Origin of the sequence: Micromonospora deserti (assembly GCF_003236335.1) — a bacterium.
GTDB classification, from domain to species: domain Bacteria; phylum Actinomycetota; class Actinomycetes; order Mycobacteriales; family Micromonosporaceae; genus Micromonospora; species Micromonospora deserti.
Genome location: NZ_POUB01000142.1, coordinates 1 through 15,890 on the forward strand (window position 1 = coordinate 1; position 15,890 = coordinate 15,890).

General features: G+C 74.7%; 13 protein-coding genes. 7 read left to right on the forward strand and 6 right to left on the reverse strand.

Annotated features, from left to right (window positions below):
- Window positions 1-184: 184 nt before the first annotated feature.
- The gene (locus tag C1I99_RS19425; RefSeq protein WP_111135644.1) at window positions 185-928 is read right to left on the reverse strand and encodes a metallophosphoesterase family protein; all 744 of its coding nucleotides are present in this window, start codon (window positions 926-928) and stop codon (window positions 185-187) included.
- A gap of 154 nt (window positions 929-1,082) precedes the next feature.
- Window positions 1,083-1,760: a Crp/Fnr family transcriptional regulator gene (locus C1I99_RS19430; protein ID WP_007073398.1), complete on the reverse strand. Its 678-nt coding sequence runs from the start codon at window positions 1,758-1,760 to the stop codon at window positions 1,083-1,085.
- A gap of 218 nt (window positions 1,761-1,978) precedes the next feature.
- Here C1I99_RS19430 and C1I99_RS19435 point away from each other — a divergent pair, with 218 nt between their 5' ends.
- From C1I99_RS19435 to C1I99_RS19460, 6 genes are all read left to right on the forward strand, one after another.
- The gene (locus C1I99_RS19435; protein WP_111135645.1) at window positions 1,979-2,641 is read left to right on the forward strand and encodes an adenosylcobinamide amidohydrolase; all 663 of its coding nucleotides are present in this window, start codon (window positions 1,979-1,981) and stop codon (window positions 2,639-2,641) included.
- 57 nt (window positions 2,642-2,698) lie between these two features.
- Window positions 2,699-3,847: a CapA family protein gene (locus tag C1I99_RS19440; RefSeq protein ID WP_111135646.1), complete on the forward strand. Its 1,149-nt coding sequence runs from the start codon at window positions 2,699-2,701 to the stop codon at window positions 3,845-3,847.
- A gap of 51 nt (window positions 3,848-3,898) precedes the next feature.
- Complete coding sequence (nth, locus tag C1I99_RS19445) at window positions 3,899-4,687, forward strand: endonuclease III (RefSeq protein WP_111135647.1); 789 nt, start codon at window positions 3,899-3,901, stop codon at window positions 4,685-4,687.
- Entirely contained in the window at window positions 4,684-5,310 is a 627-nt protein-coding gene (locus tag C1I99_RS19450; protein WP_111135648.1) for a TlpA family protein disulfide reductase, read from the forward strand. Before nth ends, C1I99_RS19450 begins: the two co-directional genes overlap by 4 nt.
- Window positions 5,311-5,354: 44 nt before the next feature.
- Window positions 5,355-6,044 (forward strand): NUDIX hydrolase, encoded by a 690-nt coding sequence (locus tag C1I99_RS19455; RefSeq protein WP_111135653.1) that lies wholly within the window; start codon window positions 5,355-5,357, stop codon window positions 6,042-6,044.
- 63 nt (window positions 6,045-6,107) lie between these two features.
- A complete protein-coding gene (locus C1I99_RS19460) occupies window positions 6,108-7,286 on the forward strand; it encodes a MarP family serine protease (protein WP_111135649.1) in 1,179 nt (392 codons plus the stop codon).
- 88 nt (window positions 7,287-7,374) lie between these two features.
- On the opposite strand, the gene C1I99_RS19465 is transcribed toward C1I99_RS19460, so the two are convergent.
- The 3 genes from C1I99_RS19465 to eccCa form a co-directional block, all read right to left on the reverse strand.
- Entirely contained in the window at window positions 7,375-8,127 is a 753-nt protein-coding gene (locus C1I99_RS19465; protein ID WP_233512595.1) for a phosphatase PAP2 family protein, read from the reverse strand.
- Window positions 8,128-8,268: 141 nt separating this feature from the next.
- Entirely contained in the window at window positions 8,269-9,657 is a 1,389-nt protein-coding gene (gene mycP, locus C1I99_RS19470; RefSeq protein WP_111135650.1) for a type VII secretion-associated serine protease mycosin, read from the reverse strand.
- 74 nt (window positions 9,658-9,731) lie between these two features.
- Window positions 9,732-13,694 (reverse strand): type VII secretion protein EccCa, encoded by a 3,963-nt coding sequence (gene eccCa, locus C1I99_RS19475; protein WP_111135651.1) that lies wholly within the window; start codon window positions 13,692-13,694, stop codon window positions 9,732-9,734.
- A gap of 102 nt (window positions 13,695-13,796) precedes the next feature.
- On the opposite strand from eccCa, the gene eccD reads away from it, so the two are divergent.
- Window positions 13,797-15,197 (forward strand): type VII secretion integral membrane protein EccD, encoded by a 1,401-nt coding sequence (eccD, locus tag C1I99_RS19480; RefSeq protein WP_111135652.1) that lies wholly within the window; start codon window positions 13,797-13,799, stop codon window positions 15,195-15,197.
- 33 nt (window positions 15,198-15,230) lie between these two features.
- Here the strand turns inward: eccD and C1I99_RS19485 are convergent, their stop codons facing one another.
- Entirely contained in the window at window positions 15,231-15,737 is a 507-nt protein-coding gene (locus C1I99_RS19485; RefSeq protein WP_111135655.1) for an inorganic diphosphatase, read from the reverse strand.
- Window positions 15,738-15,890 lie beyond the last annotated feature (153 nt).

Sequence of the window (15,890 nt, forward strand, 5' to 3'; positions counted from 1 at the left end):
GTGACGATGGTGGCGGGGCGGGGTTTGAGGTGTCGAGTTCGGGTGTGTGGGTGGCGGGGTGGCGGGGTTTGAGGTGTCGAGCGTGGGCGCACGGATGGGGCAGCTCGACAGGTGTCGAGGAGGTCCTCGCTGGGTGCCCTGCTCTGAACGACTCAGCCTGACAGGGTCGGGTCGGGGCGGATGGTCAGCGGCCGTCGCGCGGGGCGAAGACGGTGAGCGCCTCGGTGTCGCTGTGCCGGGAGCGCAGGTACTCGTCGGCCCACTCGGCTGCGTCGGGGAAGCCTGACTCGGCGGCGACCCGGGCACAGGCGGCGTCCACGTCGAAGGGGGTGCGGCGCAGCTGAACCCCCGGCCCGAGCAGCGCCCAGAAGGCGCCCGGCCCCCCGTACGGCATGCCGATGCTGCCCGGGTTGACGACCAGGCGCCGGTCGACGAGCCGGGTGAATGGCATGTGGGTGTGCCCGCACACCACGATGCCCACCTCGGCCGGCACCCCGGCGAGCACCTCCGCCCAGCGTGTCACCCGGGTGTCCACGAGCACGACCTCCTCGTCGTCGCGCGGGGTGGCGTGGCAGAAGAGGACCCGGCCGAGACCGGCGACCTCCAGGGTCACGGTCAGCGGCAGTGCGGCCAGCCGCGCCACGTGGTCGTCGCGGAGCTGGCCGGCGGCCCAGTTGGAGACCTCGATCGGGGAGGCCCGGCCAGCCCGGGCCTCGACCAGCTCCCGGTCGGCGTTGCCCCGTACCCAGCAGACCCGGTCGCCGAGGTCGGCGAGCAGGTCCAGCACCTCGACCGGCTGCGGCCCGGCCGCGATGTCGCCGGTGAGCACGATCAGGTCGGCGGCGGCGACGTCCGGCTCGGCCAGGGCGGCCTCCAGCGCGGGCAGCACCCCGTGGATGTCGGAGAGAACGGCGACCCGGTTCAGCATCGCTCCACCGTGCCCGCCGGGGCTCCGAGCCGTCCAGCGGTTCTGCGCCGGGCAGAAGCGGGGCCGGCCCGGAGAGTCACCACGGCCCCCGGACCGCCTGGGCGGTCCGGGGGCCGGTGTGCCATGGTGGCCGGGGCGGGCCCGGCCGGTCGGGTCAGACGCGGGCGCGTCGGGCCAGGCGCTCCGGGTCGAGGATGATGATGCTCTTGCCGTCCAGCCGCAGCCAGCCGCGGGACGCGAAATCGGCCAGCGCCTTGTTGACGGTCTCCCGGGAGGCGCCGACGAGCTGGGCGATCTCCTCCTGGGTCAGGTCGTGGGTCACCCGCAGCACGCCGCCGTCGCGGGTGCCGAACCGGCCGGCCATCTGGAGCAGGTTCTTGGCCACCCGGCCGGGCACGTCCGTGAAGATCAGGTCGGCCAGCGAGTCGTTCGTCCGCCGCAGCCGGCGGGCGAGCACCCGGAGCAGCTGCTCGGCGATCTCCGGCCGGTTGTTCAGCCACGGGCGCAGGGCCTGCTTACGCAGCCGCACCAGGCGGGTGTCGGTCACCGCGGTGGCGGTCGCCGTACGCGGACCTGGGTCGAACAGCGACAGCTCACCGACCATGTCCGACGGGCCCATCACCGCGATGAGGTTCTGCCGGCCGTCCGCCGCCCGGCGGCCGACCTTGATCTTGCCGGACAGCAGGATGTAAAGACTGTCGCCGGGCTCGCCCTCGTTGAAGACGACCTCGCCCTTGCGAACCTCGATCGTCTCCATCTCCTTGGCGAGCGCCTCGGCAGCCTCCGGGTCGACGCCCTGGAAGATCCCGCTGCGGGCCAGTACCTCGTCCATCGCGCACCTCCGCCTGCGCGTGCCGTCCGTCGGCCGGGTCCGCCGTCCGCTGATCCCTCGCGCGCCGCCAAGTCTAGGCGCACGTGAGCGGTAATCAGAGGTGCACCCCTGGAATCTTGATCGTTGGGCGTAACGCGCGGGACTTGATCAAGGAGTAAGATCGCGCGTCCGCCAGGGTGGCCAGCGCTCCGCAGCGCCGCAGGTCGTAGGGTCGGCACGTGCTGAGCGAGCCCCTGCTGACCAGCCGCCCGGAGGGCGGGCGGGACGTCCCGCTGCTGGTCTGGCGCACCGATCTCCCGCTACTCTCCGTGAGCTCCGCGCCGCTCGGCGGTGGGATCGGCGTACGGCGATGGGTCGTCAACGCGACCGTGCCCATTTCGTACGACCGGGAGGACCCGGCCGACCACCTGGCCGAGCTGGCCGACGGGCTCGCCCTCGACGGGCCCGGGGTGGGCCTGCTGACCGGGGTGGACGTGGCCGAGGTGGTGGCCCGCGTCGACGGCGGCGTCCGGGTCTGGGCGACCGTCGGGCTGGGCAACCCGGTCTGGGCGGCGGCGCCCGCGCCGGCGACGCTCGCCCAGCCGGTCGGCACCGTCAACATCGTGGCCTACGTCCCGGCCCGGCTCGGTGACGCCGCCCTGGTCAACGCGGTGGCCACCGTCACCGAGGCGAAGGCGCAGGCGATGGTGGAGCTGGGCGTGCCGGGCACCGGCACCCCGACCGACGCGGTCACCGTGCTCTGCCCGGTCGACGGGCCCGAGTCGCCGTACGGCGGACCCTGCTCAACCTGGGGCGCGCCGCTGGCCCGGGCCGTGCACGCCGCCGTGACGGCCGGCGGGGCGGGCACCGTGGTCCCGTGGTCGGATCGGCTGACGGGCTGAATCCGGGGGCCGGTCGGGCCTGTCCAGGGCATCACCCGCCCGGTATCATCGCGGTCGATGTATGCTGCCGCCCCCCGCCCGCGCCGCCGACTCGCGCCCGTCCCCGGCGCGCTGCTCGTCGCCGTGCTCGCGGCCGGCTGCGCCGAGCCCGAGGCCGGCTCGGTCTGGCAGCGCGGCACCGGCGGTGGCGACACCGGCGCCCCCGTCGCGTCGGGCACCCCGACGCCCGCGACGGAGCAGGCGATCTCGCTCTCCGCGACGGGCGACATCATCATGGGCAACGCGCCGAACCGGCTGCCCGCCAACGGCGGGAAGGGCTTCTTCGACTCGGTCGAGGACGCGCTCGCGGCCGACCTGGTGATGGGCAACCTGGAGGAGCCGCTCACCGTCGACACCGGCACCGGCAAGTGCGGCGCCAACTCGACCCGCTGCTTCCAGTTCCGCGCGCCGCCGGAGTACGCCGCGCACCTGCGCGACGCCGGCTTCGACCTGCTCAACCAGGCCAACAACCACGGCAACGACTACGGGCCGAAGGGCTACACGAACACCCAGAAGGCGCTGGAGAAGTACGACCTCGCGCACACCGGGGCGCCCGACCAGATCACCGTGGTCGACGTCAAGGGAGTCAAGGTCGCCGTCGCCGGCTTCTCGTCGTACGTCTGGTCCAACAGCCTCACCGACATCGCCTCCGCCAAACAGGTGGTGGCGAAGGCCGCCACCATGGCCGACCTGGTGGTGGTGCAGGTGCACATGGGCGCGGAGGGCTCCGACAAGACCCGGGTGCGGCCGGGCACGGAGATGTTCCTCGGCGAGAACCGGGGCGATCCGGTCAAGTTCTCCAAGGCGATGATCGACGCCGGGGCCGACCTGATCGTCGGGCACGGCCCGCACGTGCTGCGCGGCATGGAGTTCTACCGGGGCCGGCTGATCGCGTACAGCCTGGGCAACTTCGCCGGCGGCGGCAACTCGCTGAGCAACGCCGGCCGGCTCGGCTGGGGCGGCGTGCTCAAGGTGTCCCTCAAGCCCGACGGCAGCTGGGCCGGCGGCTCGTTCGTCTCGACGTACATGAACTCCGCCGGCAAGCCCACGATGGACCCGGACGACCGCGGCCTGGGCCTGCTGAGGCAGCTCACCCGCACCGACTTCCCGAAGACCGGCGCCCGCTTCGACGACTCCGGCACGGTCAGCCCGCCGCCAGCCGGCTGACCGGCGGCGCGTGGCGGCGGCCCGTCGGCCCGGCGACGTAGGCTGGCCGGCGTGACCACCAGCTCCCCCCGCACCACCGAGACCGAACTCGGGCGTACCCGGCGCGCCCGCCGGATCGGTCGGGTGCTGACCGAGACCCACCCCGACGCGCACTGTGAACTCGACCACTCCAACGCCCTGGAGCTGGCCGTCGCCACGATCCTCTCCGCGCAGTGCACCGACAAGAAGGTCAACGAGGTCACCCCGAAGCTCTTCGTCCGCTACCCGACGGCAGCCGACTACGCGGGAGCGGAACGCGCCGAGCTGGAGGAGATGATCCGGCCCACCGGCTTCTACCGCAACAAGACGGATTCGCTGATCAAGCTCGGTCAGGCGCTCGTCGAGCGGTACGACGGCCGGGTCCCCGGCAAGCTGGCCGATCTCGTCACCCTGCCCGGCATCGGCCGCAAGACGGCGAACGTGATCCTCGGCAACGCCTTCGACGTCCCCGGGATCACCGTCGACACCCACTTCCAGCGGCTGGTGCAGCGCTGGCGGCTGACCGCCGAGACCGACCCGGTCAAGATCGAGCACGCGATCGGTGCCCTGTTCCCCAGGCGCGACTGGACCATGCTGTCGCATCGGGTCATCTTCCACGGCCGGCGGGTGTGCCATGCCCGCAAGCCGGCCTGCGGCGCGTGCACGCTGGCGAAACTCTGCCCGTCCTACGGCACCGGTCCGACCGAGCCGGCGGCGGCCGCGAAGCTGCTCAAGGGTCCGCGGGCCCGGGACCTGGCGGTGGCCGCCGGGGTCGATCCGGAGCTGGTGCCCGCCCAGGCGGTCGCCGCGGAGGCACCGTGAACGCCCGCCTCGCCGCCCTGCTCGTCCCGGTGCTGCTCGCGGTCGCCGGCTGCACCGCCACCGCCGAGGAGAGCCTGCCGACCCGGCAGGAGGCCGCGAACTCCCGGCCCTCGCCGTTCCAGGACTGTGCGACGCTGACCACCGCCCCGGCCTCGGCCCCGACCGCAGCCCCGGCCTCGGCCGGTCCGACCGCCGCCGCCCAGCCACTGCCCGAGCTGACGCTGCCCTGCTTCACCGGCGGCGCCCCGGTCGCCCTGCGGGACGTACCCGGCCCGGCGGTGATCAACGTGTGGGCGTCCTGGTGCCCGCCCTGCCGCAAGGAACTGCCCGCCTTCCAGCGGTTCAGCCAACGGGCCGCCGGCCAGGTCCAGGTGATCGGGGTCAACAGCCAGGACAGCCGGCAGGCCGCACAGTCCATCGGCGAGGACTTCGGCGTCCGCTTCCCGATGCTCGTGGACCAGGGGCAGAGCCTGCAGCGGGCGCTGCGGCGCAACGCCATGCCGTTGACCGTCCTCGTCGACGGCGAGGGCCAGATCCGGCACCTCGACTCCTCCGGCGCGCTGGACGACGCCCGCCTCGCCGAGCTGGTCCGGCAGCATCTCGGCGTGGCGGTGCCGGCGTGACCGGGCGGCCTGGCCCGGGCGCCGCGGAACGCGGGAGCGCCGGCCTGACCCGGCAGCCGCCCGGCTGGTTGGAGCCCCTGCTGACCCGGCTCGGCAGCGCGCGTACCGAGGACTTCACCCGACTCGCCACGCCGGCCGAGGGCGGCCGGGAGAGCGCCGTGCTGGTGCTGCTCGGCGAGGAGCCCGGCACCGGCCCGGACGTGCTGATCCTCCAGCGGGCCGCCACCCTGCGCAACCACGCCGGCCAGCCGGCCTTCCCCGGCGGCGCGGCCGACCCGGAGGACGCCGACGCCTCGGCGACCGCCCTGCGCGAGGCGAACGAGGAGGTCAATCTCGACCCGGCCAGCGTCACCGTCCTGGCCGAGCTGCCGAGGCTCTGGATCCCGGTCAGCGACTTCGTGGTGACCCCGGTGCTCGCCTGGTGGCATACGCCGCACCCGGTGCACCCCCGGGAGCCGGCCGAGGTGGCGCACGTGGCCCGGCTGCCGATCGCCGAGCTGGTCGACCCGGCGAACCGGATGCGGGTACGCCACCCCAGCGGCTGGATCGGCCCGGCGTTCTCGGCGCGCGGGATGCTGGTCTGGGGCTTCACCGCCGGTGTGCTGGCCGCCTTGCTGGAGATGGGCGGCTGGGCCCGCCCGTGGCGCGGCCGAGTGATCGACCTGCCGCCGATCGGAGCCGCACCGGCGCCCTCGGCCGGCACCGAGGAGGTCGACGAGTCGGCCCTGCGCTGACTTCACCGTCACCTTCCGCAAGCGGTGGTCATCCCACGAGCGCTCTGCCCGTACGCTTGACCCGTGTCCGCCGTGGATCTCGTACTGCTGCTGCTCATGCTCGTGTTCGCGATCAGCGGATACCGTCAGGGCTTCGTCATCGGGGTGCTGTCGTTCTCCGGGTTCTTCCTGGGGGCGCTGGTCGGGCTGCAGGTCGGTCCGCTGCTGGCGCAGCAGTTCATCGACAGCGGCACCAGGGTGCTGATCTCCCTGGTGGCGATCTTCGGGCTGGCGGTGGTCGGCCAGGCCGTCGCCGGGTGGGTCGGTTCCCACCTGCGCAAGACGATCACCAGCGACGTCGGCAAGCAGGTCGACGACATCGGCGGGGCGTTCGTCTCGCTCTTCGCGGTGCTGCTGGTCGCCTGGCTGGTGGCGGTGCCGCTCGGCTCGTCGTCGCTGCCCTGGCTGGCCGCCTCGGTGCGCAACAGCGCGCTGCTCACCGTGGTCGACCGGGTGCTGCCCGACCAGGCGCAGCGGCTCTCCACCGCGCTGCGGGACACCGTCGACACCAACGGCTTCCCCGATGTCTTCGGCGACCTGGCGCCCACCCGGGCCCGGCAGGTCTCCCCGCCCGATCCGGCGCTCGCCGGCTCCCAGGTGGTGGTCAACGGCCAGCGCTCGGTGGTCAAGGTGCTCGGCTCGGCACCGAGCTGCTCGCGCCGGATCGAGGGTTCCGGGTTCGTGTACGCCGACGACCGGGTGATGACCAACGCCCACGTCGTCGCCGGCACCCGCTCTGTGGCGGTGGAGCTGAACGGTGACCGGTACGACGGCGAGGTGGTCGTCTACGACCCAGACCGGGACCTCGCCGTGCTCTACGTGCCGGGGCTGCCCGGCCCGTCCATGCGCTTCGCCGCCGGCAACGCGGGCAGCGGCGCGGACGCCATCGTGCTCGGCTTCCCGCTCGACGGGCCGTACAACGCACAGTCGGCGCGGATCCGCGACGTCGACCGGATCACCGGACCGGACATCTACTCCGCCGGCGACGTCACCCGGGAGATCTACACGATCCGCGCGCTGGTCCGCAGCGGAAACTCCGGCGGCCCGCTGGTCTCCTCAAACGGCCTGGTGCTCGGGGTGATCTTCGCGGCGGCGGCCGACGACCCGAACACCGGATTCGCGGTGACCGCGGCCGAGGCCCGCCCGGTGGCGCTGGCCGGCGCGGAGCGGACCCGCGGCGTCGGCACCGGCGAGTGCACCTGACCTACTCCTCACCCGCCTGCCCGCGGGGCACTATCCCGGGATAGGGCGCGTCCCGCCGCCGGACGGCGACAAACCTCAGAAGAGTGGCTCAGCCGGGTGGGTCCGGGCGCGTCGGCGGGCCAGCCCGCCAGACGGTGCAGGCGGCGGCGGTCGCGGCCACCACCGCCGTGCCGAGGAGCCAGCCGGCCAGCACGTCGCTGGTCCAGTGCACGCCGAGCGCCACCCGGCTGAACCCGGTCACCACGGCGAGCAGCAGCGCCGCGGCCCACACCAGCGGGCGCGCGGTGGGCCGGTGCCGCCGGGCGTACGGCAGGAAGACCACCAGCAGCACACCGGCGGCGAGGACGGCGTTGAGCGCATGCCCGGACGGGAACGCCAGGCCGGGCGCCTGGGCCACCGGGTCGGGCAGCTCCGGCCGGGACCGGCCGACCAGCAGCTTGAGCAGCGGGCCGAGCAGCCCACCCACCAGCATCGTGGTGGCCACCCAGACCGCCAGCTGCCGGGCCTTCCGTCGGGCCAGCCAGATCACCAGCAGCAGCGCACCGAAACGCAGCGGCATCGGGGCGAACACGTCGGTCCAGAGCGACATCAGGCGCACCCAGGACGAGTGCTCGGCGGCGTAGACGGCCAGCGCGTCGGTCACCGCCGTGTCCAGCCGGCGCAGCGGCGACCAGCTCCCCAACACCAGGAACGCGAGCAACGTGAACGGCACCAGCACCAGGAACGCGGCGCCGGCGGCAAGGGTCAGCCGCAGTCCCCGCGAGTCGTCCGGGTGCAGGCGACGGTGCCGCCACGACCGGCGTGGCGGGGACGCCAGCGTGTGCTGACCGGACGTGCTCACGATCACCGTTCTACCCCGGCCGCCGCCCGGTCAGACCCGGAACGGCGGTTCCGCGCCCGGGGCTGCCGCCCGTGCCGCACCCCGCCGGACGCCCGGACCGGCAGCGTCCAGTGGTGGCGGCGTGGCGTGCGCGCCGGCCGGTCAGCGGCCCCACTGGCGGAACCGGCGAACCATCAGCGCCGCGCCGGTAAGCAGCGCGACGAAGAGCGCGGCCCCGGTCCAGAGCCGCTCCCGGGTGGAGTCGTCCTGCGTGCCGGCGGGCTGCGCCGTCCACCGGGTCTGCTGCCGAGGCGCGGTGAAACCCAGCGCGTCGGTGCCGCCGGCGGCGTCCTGGGCCGAGCCGGGCGCCGGGCCGAACCCCACCACGCCGGGCGACGACTGGTCGTCCAGCGGGTTGCGGCCCACCGGGGCCACCTCGGCGTCCAGCGCGGCGACCGGGTCGACCAGGCCGTACCCGAAGCGGTCGTCCCGGCCGGTGGGGCCGATGTCCCGTGCGGTCGTCAGCAGCCGGTTGACCACGTCACCGGCGGACATCTGCGGATAGCGGGCCCGGACCAGGGCGGCGGTGGCGGCCACCAGCGGCGCCGCGAAGCTGGTGCCCTGCACCCGCCAGTACCCGCCCGGGCGGGCCCCGACCAGGCCGGTGGCGGGGGCGGTGAGCACGGTGGCACGACCGGTGATCGAGCCGGACCACAGGTTCTCGCTGCTGCGCTCCAGGCCGGCGACCGCGATCACCCCCGGCTCCCGCGCCGGGTACCAGACCTTGGTGTCGGTCGAGGTGGCCAGGTTGCCGGTGCAGGCGACGACCACCACGTCCCGGGCGAAGGCGTAGTCGAGCGCCGCGGCCAGCGCGGGGCTGTCACCGCTGCCACCGAGGGACAGGTTGATCACGCGGGCGCCGTTGTCGACGGCCCACCGCACACCTTTGGCGACAATCATCGCGTCGTCGTAGCGGTTCTCGGCGTCGAGGACGCGGACCGGGAGGATCCGGGCGTCCGGGGCGAGGCCGACCACACCTCGGCTGTCGTCGTTGCGCCCGGCGATCAATCCGGCCACCGTCGTGCCGTGACCGACCGGGTCCGGGGCCGCGGTGCCCTGCGGGGTGACCAGGTCGAGGCCGGGCAGCACCTGGCCGGCCAGATCCGGGTGGGTGGCGTCCACGCCGGAGTCGATCACGGCGACAGTGACCCCGCGCCCGGTGGAGCTGCGCCAGGCGGTGCTGGCCCGCAGCTCGTCGAGCTGCCACTGCTCGTCGCGGATCTGGTCGGGGCGGCCCTGGCCCGGGGGTGCGTACGCCACCGGCGCAGCGGTGAGCCGCCGGGCGGCCTGCGGCCCGGCCACGGGCAGCGGACCCGCCGCCGGGCGGGCGGCGGCCGGCTCGGCCGGGACCGGCAGGGCCGCGGCGGCGGCCGGAGCCACCGGGGCGGCGACCGCCGCGACGGTGGCCGCGACGGCGAGCAGCGCCCCGCCCGAGATCCGTCGAGCCGCCGGCGGACCGCTGTGCCGCACCCTGGTCACATCCTCAGCCATTCGTCCCGACAGAACCATGACGATCGGAGATTACCGGTTCCACCCCGCCCTCCGGGGTGATCCGGGGACAGTCGTCACAGCGGTGGCAGGTGGGCCAGCTGGACCAGACGTACGCCCTCACGCCGGGTGACCAGCCGCCCCCGCCCGGTGGGCAGCGGCCCGGGCCGGACGGGGCCGACCAGCGCCCCCTCCTCCGGGCTGCCCGCCATCACGAGCCCGGCGGTGGAGAGCTCGCGCAGCCGCTGCACGATCGGCTCGTACTGGGCCCGGCCGGCGCCCCCGGAGCGGCGCGCCAGCACCAGGTGCAGCCCGACGTCCCGGGCGTGCGGCAGGTGCTCCTCCAGCGCGCGCAGCGGGTTCGCCGGCCCGCTGGCGACCAGGTCGTAGTCGTCGACCAGCACGAACAGCTCCGGCCCCGACCACCACGAGCGGTCTCGCAGCTGGCCCGGGGTGACCTCCGGGCCGGGGGCTCGGGCCTGCAGGTAGCCGGCCACCGACTCGATCAGGTCGGCGGTGTGCGCCGCCGCCGTGCCGTACCCGATCAGGTGCGGCGTCTCGATCGCGCCGAGCAGGCTGCGGCGGTAGTCGACCAGGATCACCCGCGCCTGCTCGGGGGTGAACCGGGAGACGATCGAGGTGGCCAGCGCGCGCAGGAACGAGGACTTGCCGCACTCGGCGTCGCCGAAGACCACGAAGTGCGGCTCGGTGGCGAAGTCCAGCACCACCGGGCGCAGGTCCGCCTCGGCGATCCCCACCGGCAACGCCAGGCCGGTGGTCGCGGCCAGGTCGAGCTGGGCGTACGGGAGCACCGGGGGGAGCAGCCGTACCCGGGGGGCCTCCGGCCCGGCCCAGCTCGCGCGGACCTGCTTGACCAGGTCGGCGGTGTCCCCACCGGCGGCGGCCAGGTGCGGCAGCGCGGTGAGGAAGTGCAGGCTCTCCGCGGTTATGCCCCGCCCGGCGGTCTGCTCCGGCACGTTCGCCGCCGCCCGGCGGGGCATCATCGAGTCGGACGGGTCACCGAGGCGTAGCTCCAGCCGGGAACCGAAGAGGTCCCGGATCGCCGGCCGGAGGTCCAGCCAGCGCACGGCGGTCGCCACCACGTGAACCCCGTACGACAGGCCCCGGGTGGCCAGGTCGGTGATCAGCGGTTCCAGGTCGTCGTACTCGCCGCGCAGCGTGCTCCAGCCGTCCACCACCAGGAACACGTCGCCGAACGGGTCGGCGGCCGGCTGGCCGGCCCGGGCCTGGGCGGCCCGGCGCTGCCGCCAGGCGGTCATCGACTCCACGCCCAGCTCGGCGAAGCGGCGCTCCCGGTCGGTCAGCAGACTGGTGACCTCGCCGACCGTACGCCGCACGGCCGTCGGGTCGGCCCGGCCGGTGACCCCGCCGACGTGCGGCAGGTCGCGCAGCGCGGCCAGCCCGCCGCCGCCGAAGTCGAGGCAGTAGACCTGCACCTCGGCGGGGGTGTGGGTGAGCGCCAGCGCGCAGATCAGGGTGCGCAACGCGGTCGACTTGCCGCTCTGCGGGGCGCCGACCACGGCGACGTGGCCGGCCGCGCCTTCCAGCGCCAGCCAGAGCAGGTCGCGGCGCTGCTCGAAGGGTTTGTCGACGACCGCGACCGGCACCTGGAGCGCGCCGTGCAGCTCCGGATTGCCGAAGGTGAGGCCGCGCGCCGGGTCGACGCCGACGGGCCCGAGCAGCTCGTCCAGCGCCGGAGCCCGGCCCAGCGGCGGCAGCCAGACCTGGTGCGCCGGCGGGCCCTGCCCGGCCAGCCGGCCGACCAGCAGCTCCAGCAGGCTCTCCGTGCTGCCCTCCTCCTCGGCGGCGGGCAGCGCGGGCGGCCCGGCCGGCTCCGGCGCGGGCACGAAGTGGGTGGAGAAGGCGAGCAACCGGGGTGCGGCGGCGCTGCCCGCGCCCGGCGCCGCGCCCCGCCGGAGCACCGCCCCCGAGACGTACGCGGCCTTGAACCGCACCAGCGGCTCGGTGCCGGAGCGCAGGTAGCCGTGCCCGGGCGAGCGGGGCAGCTCGTGCGCGTCCGGCACCCCGAGCACCGTCCGGGACTCCAGCGCGGAGAAGGTCCGCAACCCGATCCGGTACGACAGGTGGGTGTCCAACCCGCGCAGCCGCCCCTCCTCCAGCCGTTGCGAGGCCAGCAGCAGGTGCACGCCGAGCGACCGGCCCAGCCGGCCGATCTGCACGAACAGGTCGATGAAGTCGGGTTTGGCGGAGAGCAGCTCGGAGAATTCGTCGCAGATCAGCAGCAGCGACGGCAGCGGGGCGAGCGGCGTGCCGGCGGCCCGGGCCCGCTCGTAGTCGCGCAGGCTGGCGAAGTTGCCGGCCCGGCGCAGCAGCTCCTGGCGGCGGACCAGCTCGCCGTTGATGGCGTCGACCATCCGGTCGACCAGCGGCAGCGCGTCGGCCAGGTTGGTGATCACCGCGGCGGTGTGCGGCAGCCGGTCGAAGGAGGCGAAGGTGGCGCCGCCCTTGAAATCGATCAGCACGAAGTTGAGCTGCTCCGAGCTGTGCGTGGCGGCCAGCCCGAGCACCAGCGTACGGAGCAGCTCGGACTTGCCCGAGCCGGTCGCCCCGATCAGCAGGCCGTGCGGCCCCATTCCGTCCTGCGCCGACTCCTTGAGGTCCAGCTCTATCGCGCCGCCGTCGGCGCCCACCCCGATCGGTACCCGCAACCGTTCCCGCGCCGAGCGGGGTGCCCAGCCCTGCTCGGCGGTAAAGTTCTCCGGGTCGCCCAGGCCGAGCAGCTCGGGCAGGCCCGGCTCGGCGCCGGGCGGCGCGTCCGCGCCCCGTACGCCGCCCGCCAGCCGCAGCGGGGCGAGCCGCCGGGCCAGCGCCTCGGCGTCCACCAGGTCGAGCCGGTCCGCCGTGCCCACCTCGGCGGTCCCTTCCGCCGAGGACGAGGACAGCCGGCCGTGCCGCAGTTCCAGCAGCAGGGCGAGGCGGTCCAGCAGGCGCGGCGGCGGAGTGTCCAGGTCGATGATGGTGACGGCGTCGATGCCGCCATCCCCGGTCAGGTCCGCGGCCCCGGTCAGGTCGCCCCCGTCGAGCACCACCACCACGTGCGGCCCGTCGGTGGCCGGCCCCGCCGGGCTGAACCGGGACCGGCTGGCCAGCACCTCGTCCAGCAGCCGCTCCAGCTCCGCCGCGGCGCTGGTCACCAGCCGTACCGGGCCGAGCGCGTCGGTGCGGGTCGGGTGGTGGGCGTGCGGCAGCCACTTCACCCACTCCCAGGCGGCCCGCCGCTCCGGCCCGGCGCACACCGCGACGAGCAGCTCGTCGGGGGCGTGGAAGACCGCCAACTGGGCGAGCATCGCGCGGGCCAGCGCCTGCCCGGCTGCCGGGGGCCCGCCCGACGTGGCGGTGGCGTCCCGCACGAAGACCCGGGCGAAGCTGCGCAGCGAGAGCGCCACCGGCAGGTCGGGCACCACGGAGTACGCGTCCAGGAACCGGCGTAGCGCGCCGGCGGTCATCGGTTCGAGCTCCTCCAGCGGGCGGGTGACCGGTGGGACCAGCGGGGTGGCGAGGGTTTGCGGCCCGACGGCGACCCGGACCACGGCGAAGTCCGGGTCGGCGGGGCGGCGTTCCCAGACCCGGTGACTGTCCACCGTCGACCAGAGCCGGCCGGGGTCGGGGTGCCGGTAGTAGAGACCCGCGCGCTGCCGGCCGGCGGTCTGCCGGACCCGCCGCCGCAGCGCGGTCAGGTGCCGCAGGTACTCCCGCCGGGCGGCCATCATCTCGGACTTCCTCGGGGTGCCCGCCGCGCTGCCCCACGAGGTCACCAGCATCGCCAGCGAGGACAGCCCGAACATCCCACCGACCATGTAGGAGTACGCGCCGCCGCCGCGGCCGAACATCATCGCCATCGCCACCGTGCCGCCGAGCATCGGCAGCACCATCAGCATCTGCTGCCAGCGCCCGCCGGTGACGGCCGGGATCTCCGGCGGCGCCTCGACGGGCAGCTCACCGACCGGGATCTCCGGTGCCGAACGTCGCGGTGGCCGCTTGATGACGACGGTGGACACTCGACCTCCTGACCGCGCACGGTAACCCGAGCCTGGCTCATCGTAGGTAGAGTCCTGTCGTCCGCGCAGCCTCCAATCCCCGGTCGATATGGAGATCAGTCGATGACAGTCGGGCTGGCCCGGGTCACCATCAACGCACCGCAACGGCGGGTGGACGTCGCCCTGCCGGAGCAGGTGCCGCTGGCCGAGCTGCTGCCGGAGGTGCTGCGGCACGCCGGGGAGGGGCTCGCCGACGACGGTGAACGGCACGGCGGCTGGGTGCTGCGGCGTACCGACGGGGCGGTGCTGGCCACGGCGCAGGCCCTGCTGCCGCAGGGGGTCCGCGACGGTGAGGTGCTGCACCTGGTCCCGGCCCGCGCGCAGTGGCCCGAGCTGGAGTACGACGACGTGGTCGAGGCGATCGCGGACGGGGCGCGCCGGCGGGGCGGGGCCTGGTCTCCCGCGGCCACCCGGGTCGCCACCCTGGCGGGGGCCGGCGTACCGCTCGCCGTCGGGTTGCTCGCCGTGCTCGCCGGCGGTCCCGCCGAGGAGGGCTGGCCGGCCGCCGTGGTGGTGGCGCTGCTGCTCACCCTCGCCGGGGTGGTGGCGTCACGGGCGCACGGGGACGGGGCGGCCGGCGCCACCCTCGGCGGCTACGCCCTGCCGTACGCGGCCGCGGCGGGCGCCCTCGCCGTCAGCTCCGGCGACCCGGTCGGGCCGGTCGCTGGCCTGCGCTGGCTCGGCGCGCCCGAACTGCTGACCGGCTCGGTGGCGCTGCTGCTGGCGTCGGTGCTCGGGCTGGCCGGGGTCGCCACCCGGCTCCGGGTCTTCGTGGCCGGCGCCACAATCGGCGCCGCCGGCGCGCTGGCGGCGCTCGGCGGGCTGCTGCTCAGCCCCGCCGGCACGGCGGCGGTGCTGCTCTGCGTGCTGGTCTTCGCCGTCGGCGCGATCCCGCTGCTGGCCATCCGGCTCGGCAAGGTGCCGCTGCCGCCGATCACCCTGCCGACCGGCGAGCCCGGCGTCGGCCCGGACCAGGCCCGGGACCTGCCGGACCGGGGGCGGGTCTACGCGGCGGTGGCCCGCACCGAGGAGATGCTGACCGGGATGCTGCTCGGCCACGCCGTGCTGGCGGCCGCCGCGGCGGTGGTCCTCGCCTTCGCCGGCGGGGTCGCCGGACGTCTGCTGGTGGCGGTCGCCGCGGCGGTGCTGCTGCTGCGGTCCCGACTGTTCGTGGCGCTGCGCCACCGGGTGCCGACCGTCGTCGCCGGGCTGGCCGGCTTCGCCGTGCTGGGCGCCGTGCTCGCCGACCGTGCCGGGCCGGCCGGCCGGCTCGCCCTGGTCGTCGGTGGCCTGCTGCTGGCCTTGGTCACGGTGGCCGCCGGCAACACGTACGCCCGCCGGCCCGTCTCGCCGTACCTCGGTCGGATCGCCGACCTCACCGACACCGCCCTGGTGGTTTCCGTGGTGCCGGTCGCGTGCGCGGTGCTCGACCTGTACGAACGGGCCCGGGGGCTGCTCGGCTGAGCGGCCCCCGGGCCCGTCGAAGGTCGGTGCGGGTCAGTGCGTGGACTCGCCGCGCTCCGCGGCCTCCCGGGCGCGCCGGTACGATGCGGCGATCTCGGCCTCGGCCTCGATCCGGCCCACCCAGGTGGCGCCTTCGACCGACTTGCCCGGTTCGAGGTCCTTGTACACCTCGAAGAAGTGCTGGATCTCCAGCCGGTCGAACTCGCCGAGGTGGTGGATGTCGCGCAGGTGCTCCTGGCGCGGGTCCTCGTAGGGTACGCAGAGGACCTTGTCGTCCCCGCCCTTCTCGTCGGTCATCCGGAACATGCCGATGGTGCGGCACCGGATCAGGCAGCCCGGGAAGGTCGGCTCGGGGACCAGCACCAGGGCGTCCAGCGGGTCGCCGTCCTCGCCCAGGGTGCCCTCGATGAACCCGTAGTCGGCCGGGTACTGCGTGGACGTGAAGAGGGTGCGATCCAGCCGGATCCGGCCGGTCTCGTGGTCCACCTCGTACTTGTTGCGGTGACCCTTGGGGATCTCAACCGTCACGTCGAAATCCATCTGCACGCTCCCTCGTTTGCCCACGCTGGCCAACGGACCAGCGGCGTCACCGCTCCCGGACAGGTGAATGCCCACCGCCGGCTCCGGCCGCCGCATAGTGTTCGGACCGAAGTAGTGTCACCCAAGCAGATTTTCGTGGGGGGAGGAGGGGGT

What these genes read in the sequence shown, in the direction of transcription:
- mycP (WP_111135650.1), bottom strand. Translation starts at nt 9,657, where the DNA reads ATGGCTGAGGATGTGACCAGGGTGCGGCACAGCGGTCCGCCGGCGGCT.
- C1I99_RS19485 (WP_111135655.1), bottom strand. Translation starts at nt 15,737, where the DNA reads ATGGATTTCGACGTGACGGTTGAGATCCCCAAGGGTCACCGCAACAAG.
- C1I99_RS19430 (WP_007073398.1), bottom strand. Translation starts at nt 1,760, where the DNA reads ATGGACGAGGTACTGGCCCGCAGCGGGATCTTCCAGGGCGTCGACCCG.
- eccD (WP_111135652.1), top strand. Translation starts at nt 13,797, where the DNA reads ATGACAGTCGGGCTGGCCCGGGTCACCATCAACGCACCGCAACGGCGG.
- C1I99_RS19425 (WP_111135644.1), bottom strand. Translation starts at nt 928, where the DNA reads ATGCTGAACCGGGTCGCCGTTCTCTCCGACATCCACGGGGTGCTGCCC.
- C1I99_RS19440 (WP_111135646.1), top strand. Translation starts at nt 2,699, where the DNA reads ATGTATGCTGCCGCCCCCCGCCCGCGCCGCCGACTCGCGCCCGTCCCC.